Origin of the sequence: Colwellia sp. 12G3, from assembly GCF_002836775.1 — a bacterium.
GTDB lineage: Bacteria > Pseudomonadota > Gammaproteobacteria > Enterobacterales > Alteromonadaceae > Colwellia.
Genome location: NZ_PJAQ01000002.1, coordinates 53,528 through 73,878, shown reverse-complemented (window position 1 = coordinate 73,878; position 20,351 = coordinate 53,528). Strand labels below are relative to the sequence as shown.

18 protein-coding genes are annotated in these 20,351 nt (G+C 35.7%); 8 read left to right on the top strand and 10 right to left on the bottom strand.

Annotated features, from left to right (window positions below):
• Nucleotides 1–98: 98 nt before the first annotated feature.
• Nucleotides 99–233, bottom strand: a complete 135-nt coding sequence (locus CXF71_RS21780) for a hypothetical protein (RefSeq protein ID WP_269800788.1) — start codon at nucleotides 231–233, stop codon at nucleotides 99–101.
• A gap of 135 nt (nucleotides 234–368) precedes the next feature.
• Between CXF71_RS21780 and CXF71_RS00730 the strand changes: the two genes are divergently transcribed.
• The 3 genes from CXF71_RS00730 (at nucleotide 369) to CXF71_RS00720 (ending at nucleotide 4,148) form a co-directional block, all read left to right on the top strand.
• On the top strand, nucleotides 369–2,015 hold the full coding sequence (locus CXF71_RS00730) for a 7TM diverse intracellular signaling domain-containing protein (RefSeq protein ID WP_101231080.1): 1,647 nt from the start codon (nucleotides 369–371) through the stop codon (nucleotides 2,013–2,015).
• A 248-nt stretch (nucleotides 2,016–2,263) separates the two neighbouring features.
• Complete coding sequence (locus CXF71_RS00725) at nucleotides 2,264–3,598, top strand: S41 family peptidase (protein WP_101231079.1); 1,335 nt, start codon at nucleotides 2,264–2,266, stop codon at nucleotides 3,596–3,598.
• Between the two features lie 157 nt (nucleotides 3,599–3,755).
• On the top strand, nucleotides 3,756–4,148 hold the full coding sequence (locus CXF71_RS00720) for a hypothetical protein (RefSeq protein ID WP_101231078.1): 393 nt from the start codon (nucleotides 3,756–3,758) through the stop codon (nucleotides 4,146–4,148).
• A gap of 405 nt (nucleotides 4,149–4,553) precedes the next feature.
• On the opposite strand, the gene CXF71_RS00715 is transcribed toward CXF71_RS00720, so the two are convergent.
• Nucleotides 4,554–5,573, bottom strand: coding sequence for a sensor domain-containing diguanylate cyclase (locus tag CXF71_RS00715; protein ID WP_101231077.1), 1,020 nt, complete (start codon nucleotides 5,571–5,573; stop codon nucleotides 4,554–4,556).
• A gap of 537 nt (nucleotides 5,574–6,110) precedes the next feature.
• On the bottom strand, nucleotides 6,111–7,133 hold the full coding sequence (locus tag CXF71_RS00710; protein ID WP_157826672.1) for an IS4 family transposase: 1,023 nt from the start codon (nucleotides 7,131–7,133) through the stop codon (nucleotides 6,111–6,113).
• Between the two features lie 495 nt (nucleotides 7,134–7,628).
• On the opposite strand from CXF71_RS00710, the gene CXF71_RS00705 reads away from it, so the two are divergent.
• The 4 genes from CXF71_RS00705 (at nucleotide 7,629) to CXF71_RS00690 (ending at nucleotide 12,087) form a co-directional block, all read left to right on the top strand.
• Nucleotides 7,629–8,081 carry a DUF2141 domain-containing protein gene (locus tag CXF71_RS00705; protein WP_198559795.1) on the top strand — a complete coding sequence of 151 codons (453 nt, stop codon included), beginning with the start codon at nucleotides 7,629–7,631 and terminating at the stop codon, nucleotides 8,079–8,081.
• 99 nt (nucleotides 8,082–8,180) lie between these two features.
• Nucleotides 8,181–9,341: a sensor histidine kinase gene (locus CXF71_RS00700; RefSeq protein WP_101231076.1), complete on the top strand. Its 1,161-nt coding sequence runs from the start codon at nucleotides 8,181–8,183 to the stop codon at nucleotides 9,339–9,341.
• A complete protein-coding gene (locus CXF71_RS00695) occupies nucleotides 9,334–9,981 on the top strand; it encodes a response regulator transcription factor (RefSeq protein WP_232771326.1) in 648 nt (215 codons plus the stop codon). The genes CXF71_RS00700 and CXF71_RS00695 overlap by 8 nt, the downstream gene beginning before the upstream one ends.
• Before the next feature lie 153 nt (nucleotides 9,982–10,134).
• Nucleotides 10,135–12,087 (top strand): ATP-dependent DNA helicase, encoded by a 1,953-nt coding sequence (locus tag CXF71_RS00690; protein ID WP_101231074.1) that lies wholly within the window; start codon nucleotides 10,135–10,137, stop codon nucleotides 12,085–12,087.
• An 82-nt stretch (nucleotides 12,088–12,169) separates the two neighbouring features.
• On the opposite strand, the gene CXF71_RS00685 is transcribed toward CXF71_RS00690, so the two are convergent.
• From CXF71_RS00685 to CXF71_RS21390, 5 genes are all read right to left on the bottom strand, one after another.
• Nucleotides 12,170–12,667 carry a glycine cleavage system protein R gene (locus CXF71_RS00685; RefSeq protein ID WP_101231073.1) on the bottom strand — a complete coding sequence of 166 codons (498 nt, stop codon included), beginning with the start codon at nucleotides 12,665–12,667 and terminating at the stop codon, nucleotides 12,170–12,172.
• Between the two features lie 107 nt (nucleotides 12,668–12,774).
• Nucleotides 12,775–13,137, bottom strand: coding sequence for a PilZ domain-containing protein (locus tag CXF71_RS00680; protein WP_101231072.1), 363 nt, complete (start codon nucleotides 13,135–13,137; stop codon nucleotides 12,775–12,777).
• Between the two features lie 208 nt (nucleotides 13,138–13,345).
• Nucleotides 13,346–15,025, bottom strand: a complete 1,680-nt coding sequence (gene ettA, locus CXF71_RS00675; RefSeq protein ID WP_101231071.1) for an energy-dependent translational throttle protein EttA — start codon at nucleotides 15,023–15,025, stop codon at nucleotides 13,346–13,348.
• Between the two features lie 126 nt (nucleotides 15,026–15,151).
• Nucleotides 15,152–16,759, bottom strand: a complete 1,608-nt coding sequence (locus CXF71_RS00670) for a GAF domain-containing hybrid sensor histidine kinase/response regulator (RefSeq protein ID WP_101231070.1) — start codon at nucleotides 16,757–16,759, stop codon at nucleotides 15,152–15,154.
• 259 nt (nucleotides 16,760–17,018) lie between these two features.
• Nucleotides 17,019–17,189, bottom strand: coding sequence for a hypothetical protein (locus CXF71_RS21390; protein WP_157826671.1), 171 nt, complete (start codon nucleotides 17,187–17,189; stop codon nucleotides 17,019–17,021).
• Nucleotides 17,190–17,870: 681 nt separating this feature from the next.
• Here CXF71_RS21390 and CXF71_RS00665 point away from each other — a divergent pair.
• Nucleotides 17,871–18,086 (top strand): hypothetical protein, encoded by a 216-nt coding sequence (locus CXF71_RS00665; RefSeq protein ID WP_198559794.1) that lies wholly within the window; start codon nucleotides 17,871–17,873, stop codon nucleotides 18,084–18,086.
• A 44-nt stretch (nucleotides 18,087–18,130) separates the two neighbouring features.
• On the opposite strand, the gene CXF71_RS00660 is transcribed toward CXF71_RS00665, so the two are convergent.
• Both CXF71_RS00660 and fba read right to left on the bottom strand, forming a co-directional pair.
• Nucleotides 18,131–19,009 (bottom strand): DUF481 domain-containing protein, encoded by an 879-nt coding sequence (locus tag CXF71_RS00660; RefSeq protein WP_101231069.1) that lies wholly within the window; start codon nucleotides 19,007–19,009, stop codon nucleotides 18,131–18,133.
• Between the two features lie 138 nt (nucleotides 19,010–19,147).
• Nucleotides 19,148–20,212 (bottom strand): class II fructose-bisphosphate aldolase, encoded by a 1,065-nt coding sequence (gene fba, locus CXF71_RS00655; protein ID WP_101231068.1) that lies wholly within the window; start codon nucleotides 20,210–20,212, stop codon nucleotides 19,148–19,150.
• Nucleotides 20,213–20,351: the final 139 nt, after the last annotated feature.

Below are 20,351 nucleotides of genomic sequence, written 5' to 3'. Positions count from 1 at the left end.
TTAAAATTTAAACTTACCCTAATTAATTGGGGTAAGTGGCGATATGTGGATCGTCACAAATAATGAAAAACACGTCACCGAATGGAAAATGTAATATCTTAGTTATGTTTTGTGATTGTTCCTAATCTTTGAAATAAAGCTCCCATATGATCACTAACGCCACCAAAGTAGTCTAAATCATTAGAAATATCACCTCCAATTTTATGTCCGCTATTTTCAATAATAACTGACATTAGCAGTATTTGTTATATCTCGCTATTGCCCCTAAATCGAGTAAAAAATAGTGCCTTAATAATGGTGTTTCTGGTAGATTTATTAAGAAGATTTATTCACTACCTTTAAATGTTTCCAATTATGACTTTATACAATTGAATATATTACCAAATATTAAATATCATCGTTTTTATCAAAAAGCTAAATCACTTTCTGTACTACAAGTACAATTTTTAGTTATTGCTCTAGTGCTATGTATATCCCTATTTATAATTAGCCAAAACACATCAACAATACAGTCTGGGCAACAGCTAACGGTTTCAGCAGCTCATTATTCACAAAAAGAGAGAACGATAGAGCAGCTTTTAAACAATAAAGAACCTTTTGAAATAGTTAAAAACAACTATGTGAACCTTGGTGATAGAAACCATTTATGGTTGAAAATAAACCTAGAGAGTCAGCAGGTTAAATTACTACAAACTGAAGGTTTTATCTTAGTACTCAAAAAAAACCGTATACACACACCAATGGAACTGCATTATTTAACCAAAAAAAACGTGTGGAAAAAGCAGATAGTGCAGGGTAATCCACAATTTCATCATAATATTGTTACTAGCATACCTAATGACTTATTGTCTTCGTCATTTTATTTGAAGCTAGAAGGACAATACTTAAGAGCATCACTATTTGTTTTTCAAAATGATGAATTCTTTGAAGATATACAATACTCAACGTTATTTAGTGGTCTATTTTATGGCATGTTAGGGTTATTTTCTTTTTATCATTTAATGCTATATTTTCGATTAAAAGAACCTTCCTATCTTGCTTATAGCACTATGTTATTTTTATTGGGGGCTTGGTTTTTATCGGGTCAAGGGTGGTTAACGTACCTATTACCGAACACTCTCTATCTACACAATAAAACCGTGCTAATTGGTGCTTTATTAGTGGTGGCGATAGCTGAGTTCGCTAAACATTATTTGCAAATTAAATCACTTTCTTTACGGCTATATAAAGTCTTAAATATTAATCAGTTACTATTACTCATTTTAGCGATAACAAGGCTAACTGTTGGAAAATTTTTGGCTGAACAGTTAAACCAAATAGGTTATAGCATAGGGCTACTGGTGAGTTTTTTAATTTTTGTTGGCTGTTTTAGTGCGGCTGTTTTGGCTGTTAAAAAACAAAAGACAGCTGCTTGGTATTACTTAACGGCTACACTAATGTTTTTTATTGTCGCAAGTATTATGGGATTATCTGCGGGTAATATCATTAACTTTAATTTTTCATGGCCATTACTACAAATCACCTCAGCAATAGAAATTATAATTTTTAGTGCCGGTTTAGTTTCTATTTATTATCAGCAACAGCAAAATAAATTGATAATTGAGCAACAACTAAAGCAAACACAATTAAGTCTAGTTAAGGCATTAGAAATAAGTAATACCTTAAAAGATAAAATATTGAATAATGTTGTAGACCATAAACTGTTTCCTGCTTTGGCCAAAGTGACCGACTTATTAAATGATATTATTTATGTGCAAGCATTAGGTAATGAATGTTTGGTTGTCTATAAAAAGAATAACCGTAAAATTAAACTAGAGCTATCCTGCAATTTACAAAGTTTATTAGATAGTTTCGGTAATGAATATTTTATGCGTGTTCATAAATCGTATTTGGTTAACTCACAACAACAGATGTTATTACAAAGAAGAACCACTGCCGATTATGATGTGAATATACTAGGTGAGTTAATTCCTGTTGGTCGTAAACATCTAAATCAAATAAAAGCGTTGGCTTAGCTTTAGTTTAGCTTGAATTAAGTTTTGTTTTTATAAGTTTAAGATCGTTTTATCTACCGATTCATATAACTTTGTATAAATTTACGCTGTGTTATTTTTAACAATATCAATTGGTTGTTGTTTTTTGTACGGCAGAGTATACCTTTCACTTTTAATACCTAAACTATTGTTGTCTTCTCACTTGTTGAAGCCCCTATTTATTATTAAAGTAGCACTTTATTATCGTAATTAAGTGGTTAGTTGTCTTTATGAAATCGTTATTATTAATGTTAACATTTTTACTTTTATTGCAAGCTTGTGGTGGTAGCGAAACGGTAGAATCTCCTATTATTAGCGTAGACCCAGATGTTTGCCTAAACCAAACGTCGATGAATACAGCCCTATGGAATTATATGGATGACTGGTATTTATGGAATGAGTCATTAGACAACAATACTGCGCTAGAGGATTTTTCGACCTTACAATCGTTAATCAATAATATCAAAGAGCATAATCCGATTGATCGCTACAGCGGGGTTATGCCCAAAGATGACTTCGACAACATTTTTGTTAATGCCACCAATATTGGTTATGGCATGGGGGTGAAAATAGACGAACTGAATAATGAATTAGTGGTTAGCTTGGTTTATGAACTCAGTAATGCTCAAATAATAGGGCTAAGCAGAGGAGATCGCATTATCGCGATTAACGACATAGATTTACATCAAGCTATCGCTACGGGGCTATTTGTCTGGTCAGAATTTTGGTCTGAAATCGATGTATCTCAAGACGTTATTTTTACGTGGCGAACACTTGAAGGGGCTGTTATTACTCAGGCGATGAAGCAAAGTGAGGTAACAACCAATACAGTATTCGCTACTAAGGTACTTGAGTCTAGCGCAGGTAGAATAGGTTACCTTGTTTATAATAGTTTTATAGACCCGAGCTCAGAAGACCTTAATCAAGCCTTTGCATACTTTAAAAATGAAAACATCGATGAACTGATAGTTGATTTACGCTATAACCACGGTGGCACGTCTCGAATGTCTAACCAACTTGCCAGCCAAATTGGTGGTGACATTATCGCTGGTAATATTTATAACAAACCAACGAATAATGCTAATCATCAAAGTGATATTGAACTCTTTAACCTAAATGGTGCAGAGCATTATTTAAATATGTCTCGTGTTGTTTTTATTACAACACAAGAGTCGTCTTCAGGCAGCGAAGTACTAATAAACTCACTAAAACCTTACCTTGATGTAAAATTAGTTGGGCAAAAAACCTTTGGAAAACCGGTAGGTATGAGAGTTACACAATTATGTGACCAAATGGTATTAGCGATTACGCATCATAATCATAATGCCGATGGCTTTGGCGATTTCTTTGATGGTATTGCTGTCGACTGTCCCGCTGTTGATTCTGTTGCAGGAGGGTGGGGTGACTTAAATGACCCAATGTTATCTGAAGCTATTTATTTGGTTGAACATAATCAATGTTCAACTAATCAAATGACTAATAACCCGGTACTTAAATCTTTATACAAAAATAAGTTACCTATTAATCTCCCTCTGGCTGAACTCTTCGATAGTAATATTCTTTAAGGCTAGCTATGAAAATAATTATTTTATTATGCACACTTCTTTTAACGTCATGTTCTAGTATCCCTCTTGCAACCATAGCGCATTTTTCTGATGCCAAACCAGAAGACTTTCTTACCGTTAACCCAAAAAAATATTGGTAAAAGTATCGATTAACAGCATGGCTAATTTTGAGCCTACGCGTTCTATAACATTATCTGCAAGCATTGAAGATAATATTATAGAACAAAGAACTATAGCCTTTCCTCTGGAGGTGGTTAATAAAACGACGCAAGTTGCTGTAGAAGGTTTTTTTAATGATAGCCCAGAGTTAGATATTTATATTATGAAATTGGCACCTAAAGCAATCGCCAATTTAAAGATTTTCCATAAAGAAAGAGCCCTAGGTATTAAAAAAAGAGTCGGTTTGTCAGCGGGCGTTAATTTTTCTAAAGGACATGAAAATGATCTTGACGAGAGTACAGTATTATCTGTCGCCCTTAAGTTAACCGAACAAGATAAGTTTATTACCTTGATTGATAGCTGGGAAGTAGACGTTGCTGCTGTAAACTAAAGAGGGGATGCACTCGTTGGCTGCATTCCATTCCATTTCGTTTCATATTTTAGCCTACTATATTTTTCACATAAATAGGCCTTGGTATAACTGTAATGCTAAAGTAAATTTGGCCATGTTTTTAGAGGTATCAGTAAAATATCATATGGCTCTATGTACCCATTTTCGGTATATAAAAATAAATTTTTCAGCTATATGCTCTAAAAATTAACGCTTCTTGTAGCTACGCCTTAGGTCTTTTATGTGCACCATGAAGTATTTTCAACCGATAATTTATTAATGTGTTTGAATATCTATGATACGAACTAATGCCACTTAAGCGATATGCATCAGTTGCTAAAGAGGCGCCTAAACTTGGTTGCTTTGTAGTCATTAGCGGACATCCATTTAATTAAGCACTTAAACTTAACTTTCTACTCTATTTTTCCCATTTTCCTTTACATGATAAAGTGATTTATCCATTCGAAGAAAGAGCTCTTCAATAGTATCTCCTGAACAATATTCGGTAACACCAAAACTGCAAGTGACAAAAAGTCCTAACTGGATTTCACATTCGTTTATTAATATTCGTAACTTTTCTGCAACAATAAGTGCGTTTTCAAGCGGTAAATTTGGAAAAAGGATGACAAACTCCTCTCCTCCCCATCTTGCAAAGAGATCTATCTCTCGAAGGTGTTTGGATACGAGTTTACAAATGGTTTTCAGTACTATGTCGCCTGCTTTGTGTCCTAGAGTGTCATTGACATGTTTAAAGTTGTCTATATCGAACATGGTTAACGATAGTGGATGATTATAGCGATTTGAACGTAATATTTCTTTTGCTAATTCTATTTCAAGTTTTCTTCTATTGGCTATATCCGTTAATGCGTCTGTGTTTGAGGCATGTTCTACTTCAGATATTTTCTCTTTAAGTTCCTGATTTTTCTTTTCTAGTTCATTTGCTTTTTTTGTTATCTTGTCCTCCAGCGTTACATTCCCTTTTTTTAGTAATCGATTTTGTTCAATCAGTTCATTTTGTGCTACTTTTTGTGCATGGATATTTTGGTGAGCACCAATCATCCTTGCTACTGAACCATCGGGGTTATATTCAAGCGCCTTCCCACGGTCAACTATCCATAGATATTCGTCATTGGCTTGTTTGCATCGGTACTCTATACAATATTTATCAATTCTTCCACTTGTATAAAGTTCAAAGTTCTCCATGACTCTACTATAATCATCTTGATGGATTATGTTCTCCCAAGTAAAAACATCTTTTAGAAATATACCTACTTCATAACCTAACATTCGGTACCATCCAGGACTCCGATCGACATGACCTGTATTTCTATTCCAATCCCAAGTTCCCTCAACAATTAAGTCAAGTATGTTATTCAACGTATCGTTTGATGCTTCAACTGCTTTATGATTATAGGTTTTATACATTACTGACTCTTCTTTTACTTTGAAGTTTTGATCAAATAAACTCACATGGAAATTAAGGTAATTCAAATCACTTAATGAAATTATTTTTAATCTTCGTTGTGTCGACAAATCCTATAAATAGGGGGAATTGAGATAGGTCCATCTAAATCGCTCACAATGTCATAGCAATATTGATTAGCATCAATCGAATTTGTCCATTAGTCATCATTTTAGCATATAACTCGCAAACACGACCGTTTATGAGATGTAAGCAGACATAGGGATAGACCGTTGACTTACTTCCGCAAAGCGCACTTCAATGTCATTAACTTAAGGATTTAACACATACGTTTATAATTCATTGGGTACTTATTTGTCTTGTTTCTCTTATCTTGTCGAAAAAATTTACGCTCAGGTCGAATAACACTTAAATTCTTTGATATTTTACTTATCATCAGTTCATAAAGCTCAAGTTCAGCTAGCTTCATTGTGAAGCGAACTATATTATCTTTGAGCTGATTTATCGCAAAGGTGAAATTGATTTTATATTGATATAGCCTATATTTTAGGCTTCTTTACTTTTCGTTTTGCATCATGGATCGCAGAAGCTGTAAGGTTTTTAGTTAATAGCTTAGCGTGCAAGTCTTGTAAAATACCTTCAACAGAAACGCTAGAATAATTCTCAATATTGAGGCGACTTTTCAATACTTTGTAATCTTCTTCAACACCCCAACGTTGGAAATATAAATCAGCAAAAAGAGCAGTAGGATAAGCTTGTAGATCTGTTAATGATGAAACCAAAACTTCTGGCTCACCTGGTAGGTCAACTCGTACTAATCTTAAACGTAGTGATTCGGTCGATATTTTATCTTTTCTACATCGACGAAGAGACTTCTCGATACAAGGAAAATCAACGATATCACTATATTTCCCACTTGCTAAGAAAGCTTTAACCACATTTGAGCTTTTAACAATACACATGCAGAAATCAACATTCTTTAGCCTATGGTATTTATAAAACCAAACGGCAGGATAACCTCTGTCGTAAACGACTAAATCGCCTGTTTGCGTTTTATTTAAATGCTTTAGCGCCATTTTACGCTCTCCTGTTGAGTGGCTCTCTACCTGTAAATCTAGGGTAATATTATTCTTAACATCATAAAGTTGTGAAAGACGAACATGAGGCATAGCAGCATGTGGGCGAGCTTTACCAAAATGCTCAAGTAGTTCGTTAGAGATAGGTAATTGTGTGACTGAGCCATCAACCGCTAACAATCTATGTCCTTGCCATTTATCAATGGTTGCAGTGTCATAGAACGTTTGAACTAGATCATCGTTTAACTCAATAAATGCCTGATGAGATAGTTTCATTCTGGCTTTACAAAAAGCCGCAGTACTAACTGTCTTTGTCGACAAGTAGCTATCATCGATAACATTGAAAAACCGAACGAGTTCAGCTTGAATTGAACCATTGAGAGCATTCAACATAAAACTCATTAAACGAGGAAAAGTAAGGGTTCTATTTCGAGTGAAATCTGTAGTTTTTTTGCGGTGATTTTCTAAAAATTCAGTTGAATGAATTTTATTGGTTAACTTTTGTACTATTTGAATTAAATACTGAACAGCTCATTGGTGATTTCTCTCTATTTTTAATTCATAGCTAGGTTAGCAACTAGCTAACTTATTGTAAATGCATAAATTAAGCTTAAGTTAATGACATTGAAGCGCACTTAGTAGCCATTATTTTCTTGCGATTTGTGAAGTTTTTTATAATTTTCTCACTACTTTTGACGCAGAACTTTAATTATTTTAACCAATCTAACGACAGCCCATAAAATACGATTCAATCATTTTCACTATTTGTGAAGATCCACAGATAAGTTATAGTTTTTTTAATGGCATGCCAAAAGTCATGAAAACAAGCCGATTAAAAGATGACTTATGGCACCTGTAGCTGATAACGATATTACCTATCATTACCTTGTCGAAACAATATAGCTTAGCCAGACGTTATTGCTAAGCTGCTCCTGAAGAGCATCACTCAAGTCAAGCATCAATGAAATAAAGGAAAATATTATGTCTATTAAAAAAATGATCACTTTCTCAGCAAGTAGTTTAGTACTAGCAACAATTAGTTCATTATCGTTAATCGCAGTGATGGGCCAACAAGCGGTTGCTGCTGAGTTAACGATAAATATTAGTGATGTTAATCAAGGTAAAGGTCATGTCATGGTAGGGTTATATTCAGGCTCTGAGGCATTTAGTCAAGGGAAAGCAAGCTTTGGCTCAAGAGTAAAAGCTGATAAAACACAAGAGCAAGTGGTTTTTAAAGACTTACCTGCGGGTGAATATGCCATTAAAATCTATCAAGATGAAAATAGTAACCAAAAATTAGATTTTAATTTTATCGGTATTCCAAAAGAAGGGTATGGCTTTAGTAATAATGTCGGTAGATTTGGCTCACCTAATTACCAAGAAGCTAAATTTACCGTGAAAGAAAAAACAGAAATTCAAATAGAATTATTTTAGTATAAAATCAACGGCTATTAACAAACGCGCTAGTATCATTTAACTTTGAAACTAAAGCGTTTTTGTCATTATCACTAAGAAGTCACGGTAAAATTAACTATGTTTAAGTCATTAATTCCAGAACATTTACATAAAGACTGGCTATTACACTTGTCTGGGTTTTTTACTTGGTCAGTTATTTGCTTCCTCTCTTTGAATAATTTACCTACAGGTCCAGAGCTCTATTTAAAGTTAATAGGTTTCTTAGCTTTTTATCTATCTTTTGCCTGCATTGTTTCCTCTCAGTCAATAGACTACCCAAAACGTGATAAGTTAATACTCTTATGCCAAGTGATTTTAGTACTGCTCTTGGTTAAATTTGATGAATACGATATTGCACCAATTTTATTAGTGCTTATTGCCACGCAATTACCGTCAAGGTTTAGTCGACGTGAAGCGATGTACATCATGGTTGCTATTACGGCGGCGCACTTTTTTATAAAATACGATGGTCATATCCTTAATGCATTTTTTCATGTCATTATTTATTTCATGCTGCAAATATTTGGCTTTTCGGCTATTGAAAGTAACTTACGAGAAGTCAAAGCAAAAGAAGATCTTAGTGCTATTAATCAAGAGTTATTAGCAGCGCGATTTATGTTAAAAGAATCATCACAACGTAAAGAACGCTTGAGAATATCAAGAGACTTGCATGATGTTATTGGCCATCAATTAACTGCTTTAGCACTAAACCTTGAAGTAAGTCGACATAAGGTCCCTGATGAATTTAAGCCTTTGTTAGCGCAAAATCTAATTCAAGCTAAAACATTATTATCAGACGTACGTGAAGTAGTGAAAGAAATGCGTAGTGAAGAGCAGTTTGACCTAGTAGAAAAATTATCTGACCTTATTGAACAGCTACCTCAATGCCAGCTTAACGTGGAGTCTTCACCTGAAATTAATGCACTTTCTTTGAAGCAACAATTGATGTTTTGCTTACAGGAAGGGGTAAGTAATGCCATACGCCATGGTAAGGCGAATCAATTTACCTTATCAGTTGAGAAACAAGATAAGCAACTTAGCCTTTATTTAGCTGATAATGGTGTGTCGCAGTCTACAGATAAGTCAGCTACTCAGAAAAGTCATAAAGTAGAAAAGCAAATAGGCAGTGGTCTTATTGGCATGCAAGAACGTTTAGCTGACTTTCAAGGTATAGTTGAACTGATTCAAACGCCGGTGGGTTGTACCTTAAAAATTCAAGTGGAAGATAATTATGACTAAAAACAATCCCGAACATAAAATTATAAATGTTGCCTTGGTTGATGATCAACAATTGGTAAGACAGGGTATTGCGGGCTTATTAACCTTAAGTGACGATATTAATATTATTTGGCAGGCCGAAGATGGTGAGCAAGCACAGCTTAAGCTTAGCGAGCAGCAACCGGATGTACTGTTACTTGATATTCGCATGCCAAAAATATCAGGCATTGAGTTGGTAAAAATATTAAGATCCCAAGGTAACTCATTACCTATCCTAATGCTGACTACTTTTGATGATAGCGAGTTGTTCATGCAAAGTTTGCAAGCTGGCGCTAATGGCTTTTTACTGAAAGATGTTTCGCTAGAAAAGCTCGTTAATGCAGTAAAAACATTAGCAAATGGAGGCTTCGTTGCTGAGCCAGTGGTAATGAAACAAATAAATAAAGGCTTTGATATTTCTCCTGTATTGGAAAAGTTATCTGAAAAAGAAGGACAAATTTTAAAATTGATGGCCGGCGGTTTTTCTAATAAAGAAATAGCAGCAAGTATTTTTCTGGCTGAAGGCACAGTCAAAAACCATGTTTCTAATATTCTGTCTAAACTAAATACCCGAGATAGAACGCGCGCCGTGTTAATTGCTCTAAACGAGGGGATTATCTAATCAATAGATAGTACATAAGGGGTATCGAAGCATTTAAATACCACTGAAATCCTGCACTTTGATTAGCAATGTGTATATAATGTTTAGCTATTCCTATCTGCTTAATGGTGATATTTAACTGCCTTTAAGTACCATGCTAATATTTGTTTAATCATGACAGCCCCAACTAATAATACATTTTCTAGTGTAAGCAAAGCCTTTGCCAATGATGGCGCTTTAGCTAAAGCCATTACAGGCTTCTCTCCTCGTCAGGCGCAAACTGATATGGCACTTGATGTTGCTCATGCAATAGACAACGAATCATCACTTATCGTTGAAGCTGGAACGGGGACCGGAAAAACCTTCGCCTATTTGATCCCTGCCTTTTTAGCGCTAAATCCGAAAAAACCTAAAAAAATTGTAGTCTCAACTGGGACTAAGAACTTGCAAGAGCAACTATTTCATAAAGATATTCCCTTAATCAAAAAGGCGCTGGCGAGTAATGCGCAAGTCGCCTTATTAAAAGGTCGTGCAAACTATTTATGTAACTACCGGTTAGCGCAGTACCAAGATAGTCGTGGTCAACTTGATGCGCAAATGTTGCAAGATCTGGTTAAAGTAAAAACCTGGGCAAATGGCACGCAAAGTGGCGATATTGGCGAAATAGTTAATGTTAGTGAAGACTCCAGTATTTTTCCTTTGGTAACGAGTACTTTAGATAACTGTCTGGCAAGAGATTGCCCTGATTATGAAGCATGTCATCTGGTTAGAGCACGTCAAAAAGCCAGTGACGCCGACATTATAGTGGTGAACCATCATTTGTTTTTTGCTGATATGGCATTAAAAGACACGGGCTTTGGTGAGCTTATTCCTAAAGCTCAGGTAATGATTTTCGATGAAGCGCATCAAATAGGCGATATCGCCAGTGAGTATTTTGGCGAGGCTTTTTCTAGTAAACAGCTGGTAGACTTATGCACTGACGTATTACAAGTGCACCGCAGTAGTTTAACCGATGTTAAACAATTAGGATTGGCTGCAGAAAAATTACAGAAAACCTGCCAAGAATTTCGCCTGTTATTTAACTATGATCCTGAGCGTGGTAATTGGCGCGAAAAGTATAAACAAGTTCAATTCCAGCAAAAATTCGCTAACCTAAAAATTGATTTAGATTTTCTATATCAAGTGATAAAACTGTGTGTTTCAAGAAACGAAGCGATAGATAATTGCTTTGACCGCGCTGTCAACCTACTTGCTCAGTATGATGTCATGGCAAATGTAGAAGCTTACGGCATGAGTTTTTGGTATGAAACCACGCCAAGAAGTGTGGTATTACATCAAACCCCGTTAACGGTTAGCGATAAGTTTAGTGCTGTTGTTAAAGAGTCTGGCGCCGGTTGGATTTTCACTTCAGCCACCTTGGCAGTTGATAATAGTTTTGATCACTTTGCTCAACACTTAGGTTTGCAAAGTGCAAAACAATTGATGCTAGATAGCCCCTTTGATTATCAAGCTCAATCACAGTTGGTGGTGCCACGTTATTTACCCCAAGCAAATGATCAAAACCGCGCGTTAAAACTTGCCGAGCTTGCTCAGCCGCTGATTAAAGCCAGTAAAGGTGCCTGTTTTATGCTTTTTACCAGTTATCGGGTTATGCATCAGGTAGCTGAAGCCTTGGCTGAAAGTATTGATAATCCGTTATTAGTACAAGGAAAAATGGCCAAGCGAAAACTACTTGAGCAGTTTGTTGAGCAAGACAGTGCGATATTACTGGCTACGGCGAGTTTCTGGGAAGGTGTTGATGTTCGCGGCGATAAACTCACTTGTGTCATTATTGATAAATTACCTTTTGCTTCGCCGGATGATCCTTTACTGCAGGCTCGCTGTGAAGATGTTAGACGTCAAGGCGGAGAGCCTTTTACACAAATTCAATTACCACAAGCGGTTATCGCGTTAAAACAAGGAGTAGGGCGACTTATTCGTGATGTGAGTGACCGTGGGGTATTAGTGATTTGTGATGATAGGTTAGTGAACAAACCCTATGGCGCAACCTTCTTAAAGAGTTTGCCAGATATGAAGCGTAGCCGAGATATTCATAAAGCCGCTGAATTCTTAGCAAGCTTATCTTAAAGTCAAAATGTTTCACTAAAAATAAAGAAAGTGAAATAGGCATAAAAAAACGAGTGCTGATGACACTCGTTTTTTATAAAGACTAGCGGGAAATATCGACCATCAAGTCATCAGCAATATTTTCTAGTGCATTGATAAGTGCATCAACCGATTTATCATCAATGGCAATTTGAACTTTCGCTTTAAATAGCTCTTGACCACTATGGGCGGCACTATTTGTTGAACTTACTAGCTTGAGCAAGTTACCACTTTGATGATGAATGACCGAGGAAACTTCTTGTACTATGCCCGGCCTATCATTAGCGGTAATCTCTAGTACTAAATTACTAACCACGTCAGGTAAGTTAGGCTCAGCCATTTCAATTTGGCAACTCAAACCACTAATTGCTTTTAATTCACTGATTAAGTTTTCGCTTTTTTCACTTGCCACGGCAACTTCAATAACGCCGGCGAAAAAACCTGATAAATGATGCAAGCTACTGACTTGCCAATTGCCTTGATGCTTGGAAATTATTTTGGATAAGGTGTCGACTAGGCCTGTTTGATCAGGGCCAATACAAGAAATAACTAAATGATTCATTAAGACTCCTAAAAGGTCAGGGTAAATAGATGGAAAATTTATATGTATTAAAGGTTAATTTAAACGTCAATTTAACTAGTGACTTAAACTTAAGCACTAACTCATATTTAGCTTACGCGTGATAACTGGCTCAACTCTTTATTTAGCTGTTCGCTATCCCCAAGGTTGAGTTCAACCAAGCGTCGTAAATGGGTAACACTGTCGATATCAATGGCATTACATTGCAAACCTGTCTCGTCTTTTTCTTCGTGGACCACAGCAATGTTCATGGTCACTTCTGACTCCTTGTCTGACAGTACAAAATGTAAAGTACCGAGTTTACCTTTCAATGACTCTTCACTGTCTATGGCCGTAACCAAGGCACCATTTAGTGAAATATCATGAATAGACACCGAATATGTCTTTCCTTCAATTTCAATCTCTGCACTTATTGAAAATAAAATACGCGTAAATTGTCGTCTATTGTCCATGTATACTTTCCATTGTGACTAATAAATTTGCTACTGTGTGTACTTAGCATAGCCCCATTTTATTGAAAAGTAAAAAGTTACTGGGCACAAAAAAGCCAGTTAAAATCAAAATTTTAACTGGCTTTCAATTAGTTTAGGTTAGCGAATTTTATCAACTAATCACAACAAGTTTACTAAGGAACTAGTCAGGGCTATTTTTATTTGGTGATTAACCTATTTTTTTGTATCTAATTCGGTGTGGTTCTGTAGCCGCAGGCCCCAATGTTTTCTTCAACCAAGCTTCATATTCAGTAAAGTTACCTTCATAGAAGTTGATTTTACCTTCATCACGGTAATCTAGAATGTGCGTGGAGATACGGTCTAGGAACCAACGGTCATGAGAAATAACCATAGCACAACCTGGAAACTCTAATAACGCTTCTTCAAGTGCACGCAACGTTTCAACATCTAAATCGTTGGTTGGTTCATCAAGTAGTAATACATTACCGCCTGTTTGAACAAGCTTAGCTAAATGAACACGGTTACGTTCACCACCTGATAAGTCACCAATGATCTTTTGCTGATCGTTACCCTTAAAGTTAAAACGACTTACATAAGCACGACTTGGTATTTCAAAATTACCAATTTGTAAAATCTCATGGCCTTGTGATATTTCTTGATAAACCGTTTTGCTGTTATCCATGTCATCACGGAACTGATCAACACTGGCAAGTTTAACGGTTTCACCCAGTACTACATTACCAGAATCTGGTTTTTCAGCACCTGACATCATTTTGAATAACGTTGATTTACCTGCACCGTTTGGCCCGATAATACCGACGATAGCACCTTTAGGAACGCTAAAACTTAAATCATCAATAAGCACTCTATCGCCAAACGATTTAGTTAAGTTATTCACATCTAAAACTTTATCACCTAAACGTGGTCCAGGTGGAATGTAAAGTTCGTTAGTTTCATTACGCTTTTGATGATCTTGGCTGTTAAGCTCTTCAAAACGTGCCAAACGGGCTTTACTTTTAGATTGACGTGCTTTTGGATTTGAACGAACCCATTCAAGTTCTTGCTTGATGGTTTTTTGTAATGCGCTTTCCGTTTTACCTTCACGTTCAAGGCGAGCATCTTTTTGTTCTAACCAAGAAGAGTAGTTACCTTCATAAGGGATACCGTGTCCTCTATCAAGTTCTAATATCCAACCAGCAACATTATCTAAGAAGTATCTATCATGGGTAATGGCAACCACAGTGCCAGGATAGTCATGCAAGAAGCGCTCTAACCATGCAACAGATTCTGCATCTAAATGGTTAGTTGGTTCATCGAGTAATAACATGTCTGGTTTTTCAAGTAATAAGCGACAAAGAGCTACACGACGACGTTCACCACCACTTAATACGCCAATTTTTTGATCCCATTCAGGTAAACGTAAAGCGTCAGCTGCACGCTCAAGTACGTTATCAATATTATGACCATCGTTGCTATTGATGATATCTTCTAACTCGCCTTGCTCTTTGGCAAGCTTATCAAAATCAGCACCTTCTTCAGCATATTCGTTATACACTTGATCAAGACGTGCCAACGCATTTTTAACGGTCGCAACGCCTTCTTCAACGATCTCTCTCACTGTTTTTGTTTCGTCAAGGATTGGTTCTTGCGGTAAATAACCTATGTTAGTGCCAGCTAATGCGGTCGCTTCACCTTCAAATTCAGTATCAAGACCGGCCATAATGCGAAGTAGGGTAGATTTACCTGAACCGTTTAAGCCTAAAACACCTATTTTAACGCCAGGGAAAAATGAAAGAGAAATGTCTTTTAAAATAGTACGTTTTGGTGGAACTACTTTAGAAACTCGATTCATCGTCATGATGAATTTATCTGGTAACGGCTGAGCCATGTAGAGACCTTTTTATTTGAAGAGAAATTTTAATTACGGCTATTTTAGGTTAAAGGGGATAGGCAAGCAAATGTGATTGAAAGAACTTCAATTTATGCAAACGTGTAACCCCGACTTTACGGTTATTTAATATTGTCTGCGTAAGCAATGCTCTAATTGTTTTTTATTGATAGGCTTGGTTAAATAGTCATCAAATTTGAAACTATTAGCATCATCTTTTTGAATCTCAAAAATGTCAGCAGTTAAGGCTACTATAGGAGTTAATATATTATTCTCACGAATTTTATGGCTCGTTTCAACGCCATTAATACCGGGCATATGGATATCCATAAGTATAAGATCAAATTGCTGAGTCTTTGTTATGTCTAAAGCAAGCTCGCCAGTTTCAGCAAAAGTAATAATTTGTCCCATATGCTCTAGAATTATTTTAGCTAATTTACGATTTATTGCATTGTCTTCAACTACTAAAATATTTAATTGTTGAATTTTTTGTAAAGGTTTAGCTTTGTTTTCTATATCATTAACGCTAGGTTGATTGGCTGGTTGTGGTAACGTTACTAATACAGTTGTTCCAACATCTTTTTTACTTGTTAAGGTTATTTTACCGGCCATCAATTCAACAAGGCTCTTTGTTATAGATAGGCCAAGCCCTGTACCTTCTATATTTTTATTGTCGCCAACTTGTTGATACTTATTGAATAATTTATTTTGATTTTCATCGGTTATACCAATGCCTTCATCCACTATATTAAAAATCAAATCATTATTTCTATAACTGATTTTTAATGTGATTTTTTTATCTTGTTTAGTGAACTTAATACTATTACTGATTAGGTTAATCAGTATTTGGCTTAATTTACCTTCATCAAAATAAAAGTATTCAGGGACATTATTATCAAGTTCAAGCAGTAATTTAATGTCTTTAGCGGTCGCTTGACCTTCCATCATATTCTTAGTGTTCTTTAAAAATTGATGACCTTGAAACCATGTTGGTGCTAACTCCATTTTACCTGATTCAATTTTACTTAAATCCAAAACGGAATTTACGATAGAAAGTAAGTGTTTAGCACTAAAGTCAATTTCTGCAACATAATCTTGTATATCTGAGGGGAATTTGAGCTTGTTGCAACGTTCAGATAATAGTTCGCTAAAGCCATGAATTGCATTTAAAGGGGTACGAATTTCGTGACTCATATTTGATAAAAAGTCGTTAGTAAAGTCATTCGCTTTTTTAAGTTCAGACACTTTTTTTCTAAGTTCCATTTGAGTGATAACTTCTCGGCTTAGAATTTCGAGTGATTTTAATTGGTGACTATTAAGTTTTTTAGGTTTATCACTAATCGCGCACAAAGTGCCAATGGCAAAACCATCAGGAGTGACTAGAGGTGCTCCTGCGTAAAATCTAATATTGGGGGCTCCAGTTACTAGAGGATTATCTGCAAATCTTTCGTCTTCTAAAGCATTGGGGATTTCGAAAATATTATGTTCGTGTATCGCATGGGCACAAAAAGCAATATCTCGTTCAGTTTCAAATGCATCAAGTCCTACGGTTGATTTAAACCACTGACGTGTAGGGTCGACTAAACTAATTAAGGCAATAGGTGTTTCACAAATTTCAGAGGCAAGTAACGTTAAGTCATCAAATGCTTTTTCAGCCTCAGTATCAAGGATTGCATAGTCATAAAGTGCTTTAATTCGTTTTTTTTCATCAATCGTTACAGGTGAAATCATCATGATTAATTTAATTTAATTCAATTTGTTGTTTAGACGTAAGAATAGTAATAATCATATAAACCTGCAATGCCTTTAGTTATTGGATTCATTTATTTGCAAACTAATATCATATTTATAGGGAGGAAGAAAATAGTGCCTCCCATATTATAAAAAATATCTGACCTGCTCTTACTTTTATACCACGCTATGGCTGAAAATTATTGTAAGTTATTTAGCGCAACAGTTGATACCGTAATGCTCATTCAATAGACACCAATACTTATTGTGATATGAGCACTGATTGGGCTTTTGTTTCTACTTCCACAGTATGTACTTCATGTTTAACACTATCAGTTGCAATGGCTAGCGCTGATAAACTAAGTAACATGCCACTTACCGAAAGAAATAATGCTAGTGCCATTTTACTAAAAGGTGTAGTGATCGATTTCATAATAATTCCTTTATTGTTTCATCATTCATTGTTGTTTAGGATTTTTAATTTAATTAAGAACTTATTTATTAAGCTAACTTTCTAATCATCCCGTTCTACTTTATGTAATGCCAATTCTATGCCATCTTTTTAGTTATGTTTTTTATGTTAAATAACAGCTTGTTAGTGGGTTTTAATCAGTTTCGTCGTAATTCAGTGTTAATTAAATCCCAATTTAGGGTGTAAATGTACTGATATTGGGATTATTAACCACAGTAAATGGAGGCTTTTATAATATATAAAAACACCAAGGGCTGTTTGTTAAGCGTTACTTATACCAATTTGATTAAATTTCTTCCCAACTCAGAGATCTGCTCGATGTTCATTAACAAGGCAAATTTGTTTCGGTTTAGTCATTCTAAATCAAATAAACTTAACGATGTTAGCGAACATCGAGAAAGCTCCCAGAGGGCGAGTTTAAAAGGTTTACATACAGCGTTATTGATTTTGATAAGGACGCTACATATATGTAGCTTCTTAGAGAATGCAGGAGCATATTCTCCTGAATAACCATTCTCTTCAATCAATGCCTTGCCTCTAAACCTTTTAATTCTGGCTGAGTGGGAAAGAACTTACTCAACTTGGTATTAGAATAAATATCGTCACTGGCGTGCAGCAGTTATTCCTAGAAAACACTTAACAGTGCAGCATATTAATGAGTATGTATCAGAGTGGATGAATGGTGTTACGTTTAAGTTTGGTTTGTATAGTACGGAGCAAGGTAAGCAATTTATGAGTGTTTGTTATGAATTTAACGCATCAGGTACTTGCACTTATTTGATTGATGAACAGAGCGTTGAGCTTTTGGCTGAAGATTTAAATAAGTTTAAACGGCATTCGTTTGAGCTAGGCAGCTAACTTGATGTTTGCTGCTTAGCTCTAATATAACTAAAAACTAAAAACTAAAAACTATAAATAAGTACCGCAGATGTTTCGGTATTTAAATTTTCTTTATCATCATCGACTTTCGAGTTGTAATCGATAATAAAGTTAAGTTTCAGTTGCAGCGAATCAATTAATTTACTGGTGATTGAGCTTTCAGCTTTGTAAATACTGTTTTGCCCTTTTTCTATTGCGTGTTTTACAACGAAGAGTTGTTTAAACTCAATGTGTTCATTCATTTTTCTAATATAAAGCGCTTGTGCCTGTAAAATAAGGGTGTCTTGCGTTTTACTTATCATACCTGTTGCTATTTGTTCAGGGGTAACTTGAGTAACGTCTCTTTTAAAACCGGGACCAACATCCGCATCAAAACTGGCTTCTTTCGTTTCAAACCAACGACGACCCCACCCAGCTGACATTGAAGCTTGCGAATCAAAACCAGAAAAGCGGTTTTCTTCATAGAATAAACTACCATAAATATAGTTTTTTTTAGCTGCATTAAGCGTGTAGTTAGTTTGCGAAGCAATGCTCCATTTGTTATCGGTAGTCTCAAAATCTTTGCGAATTTCATCGGTGCTAATTTCGTTTTCTGTTTCTGTCTTTTTTATTAATAAATCAAAAACAAAGAAACTGCGCCAAAGACCTCTTTCAAAACGTAGATCTAAGCCAGTTTTAATATCGGCACTACGAGTATTACCTGTTAAATAAAGAAAGCCAAATTGTGCTGAGGCGGTAAACAAGGTGCCAGATGCTGGCTGTTGTGATTTATCAGCTTTTTTAAGGCTAAATAATATGTCTGATGCATCAGCAGAGCTATTTTCTGTTTCTTGGGCATAAGACAATTGAGGTAAAGCGCAATAAATTGCAAGAATAGGGAGTAGGATAAAGCGAGAAAACATTTTGGGAAATTACTTAATAGAAATGAACGGTTATTATATTAAGGTGATTATACCTAACTACTTTATTTTTTTCGAGCATAAAAAAAGGGCCGAAGCCCTTTTAATGAATAGTCATTGTAACTACTTTGTACAATAATTTTACTTGATGATAGCTTTTAACTGACCACTTTGGTAACGGTCAAACATATTATCAAGACTTATAGGTTTGATTTTACTCGCATTACCAACAGTGTTGAATGCTTCATAGCGTGCTTTACAAATATCGTACATAGCGTTAGTTGATACTTGTAAAAATTTACGCGGATCAAACTCACTTGGATTTTCAGCTAAAAAGCGACGAATAGAACCGGTAGCCGCTAAACGTAAATCTGTATCTATATTGATTTTACGTACGCCATGTTTAATACCTTGCTGAATCTGCTCAACAGGTACACCATAAGTTTCAGGGATTTTTCCACCAAATTCATTGATAACCGCTAACCAATCTTGTGGTACAGATGAAGAGCCATGCATTACTAAGTGAGTTTGTGGAATACGTTGATGAATTGCTTTAATACGATCTATCGCTAAAATATCGCCAGTAGGTGGACGGGTAAATTTGTATGCACCGTGAGAAGTACCACACGCAATTGCTAGTGCATCTACTTGAGTTTTATTAACAAAGTCAGCCGCTTCTTCAGGGTCTGTTAACATTTGTTCTTTTGTTAATATACCTTCAGCGCCAACGCCGTCTTCTTCACCAGCCATACCAGTTTCAAGAGAGCCTAAACAACCCAACTCACCTTCAACAGAAACACCACAAGCGTGTGCCATTTCAACAGTACGACGCGTTACATCTACATTGTATTCATAACTGCTTGGTGTTTTACCATCATCCATTAAAGAGCCATCCATCATTACTGATGAAAAACCTAATTGGATTGAGCGTTGACAAACTGTAGGAGAAGTACCGTGGTCTTGATGCATAACCACTGGGATATGTGGAAACTCTTCAATCGCGGCTAAAATTAAATGGCGTAAAAAAGGTGCGCCGGCGTATTTTCTGGCACCTGCAGATGCTTGCATGATGACAGGGCTATCAGTATCACTAGCAGCGAGCATAATTGCGCGTACTTGCTCTAAGTTATTTACATTAAATGCTGGAATACCGTATTCAAATTCTGCCGCATGGTCGAGCATTTGGCGCATTGAAATTAAAGCCATTTACTTACTCCTAGATAAGTTTTGTTGCTGAGGTTGGAAGTTTTTATTTAGACAACAAAATTATAGCAAATAGCACCCTTGTCTGACAGGTTAATTTGATTAAAGTTGCCTTTAAAACAGAAAAATTAATAAATACTGA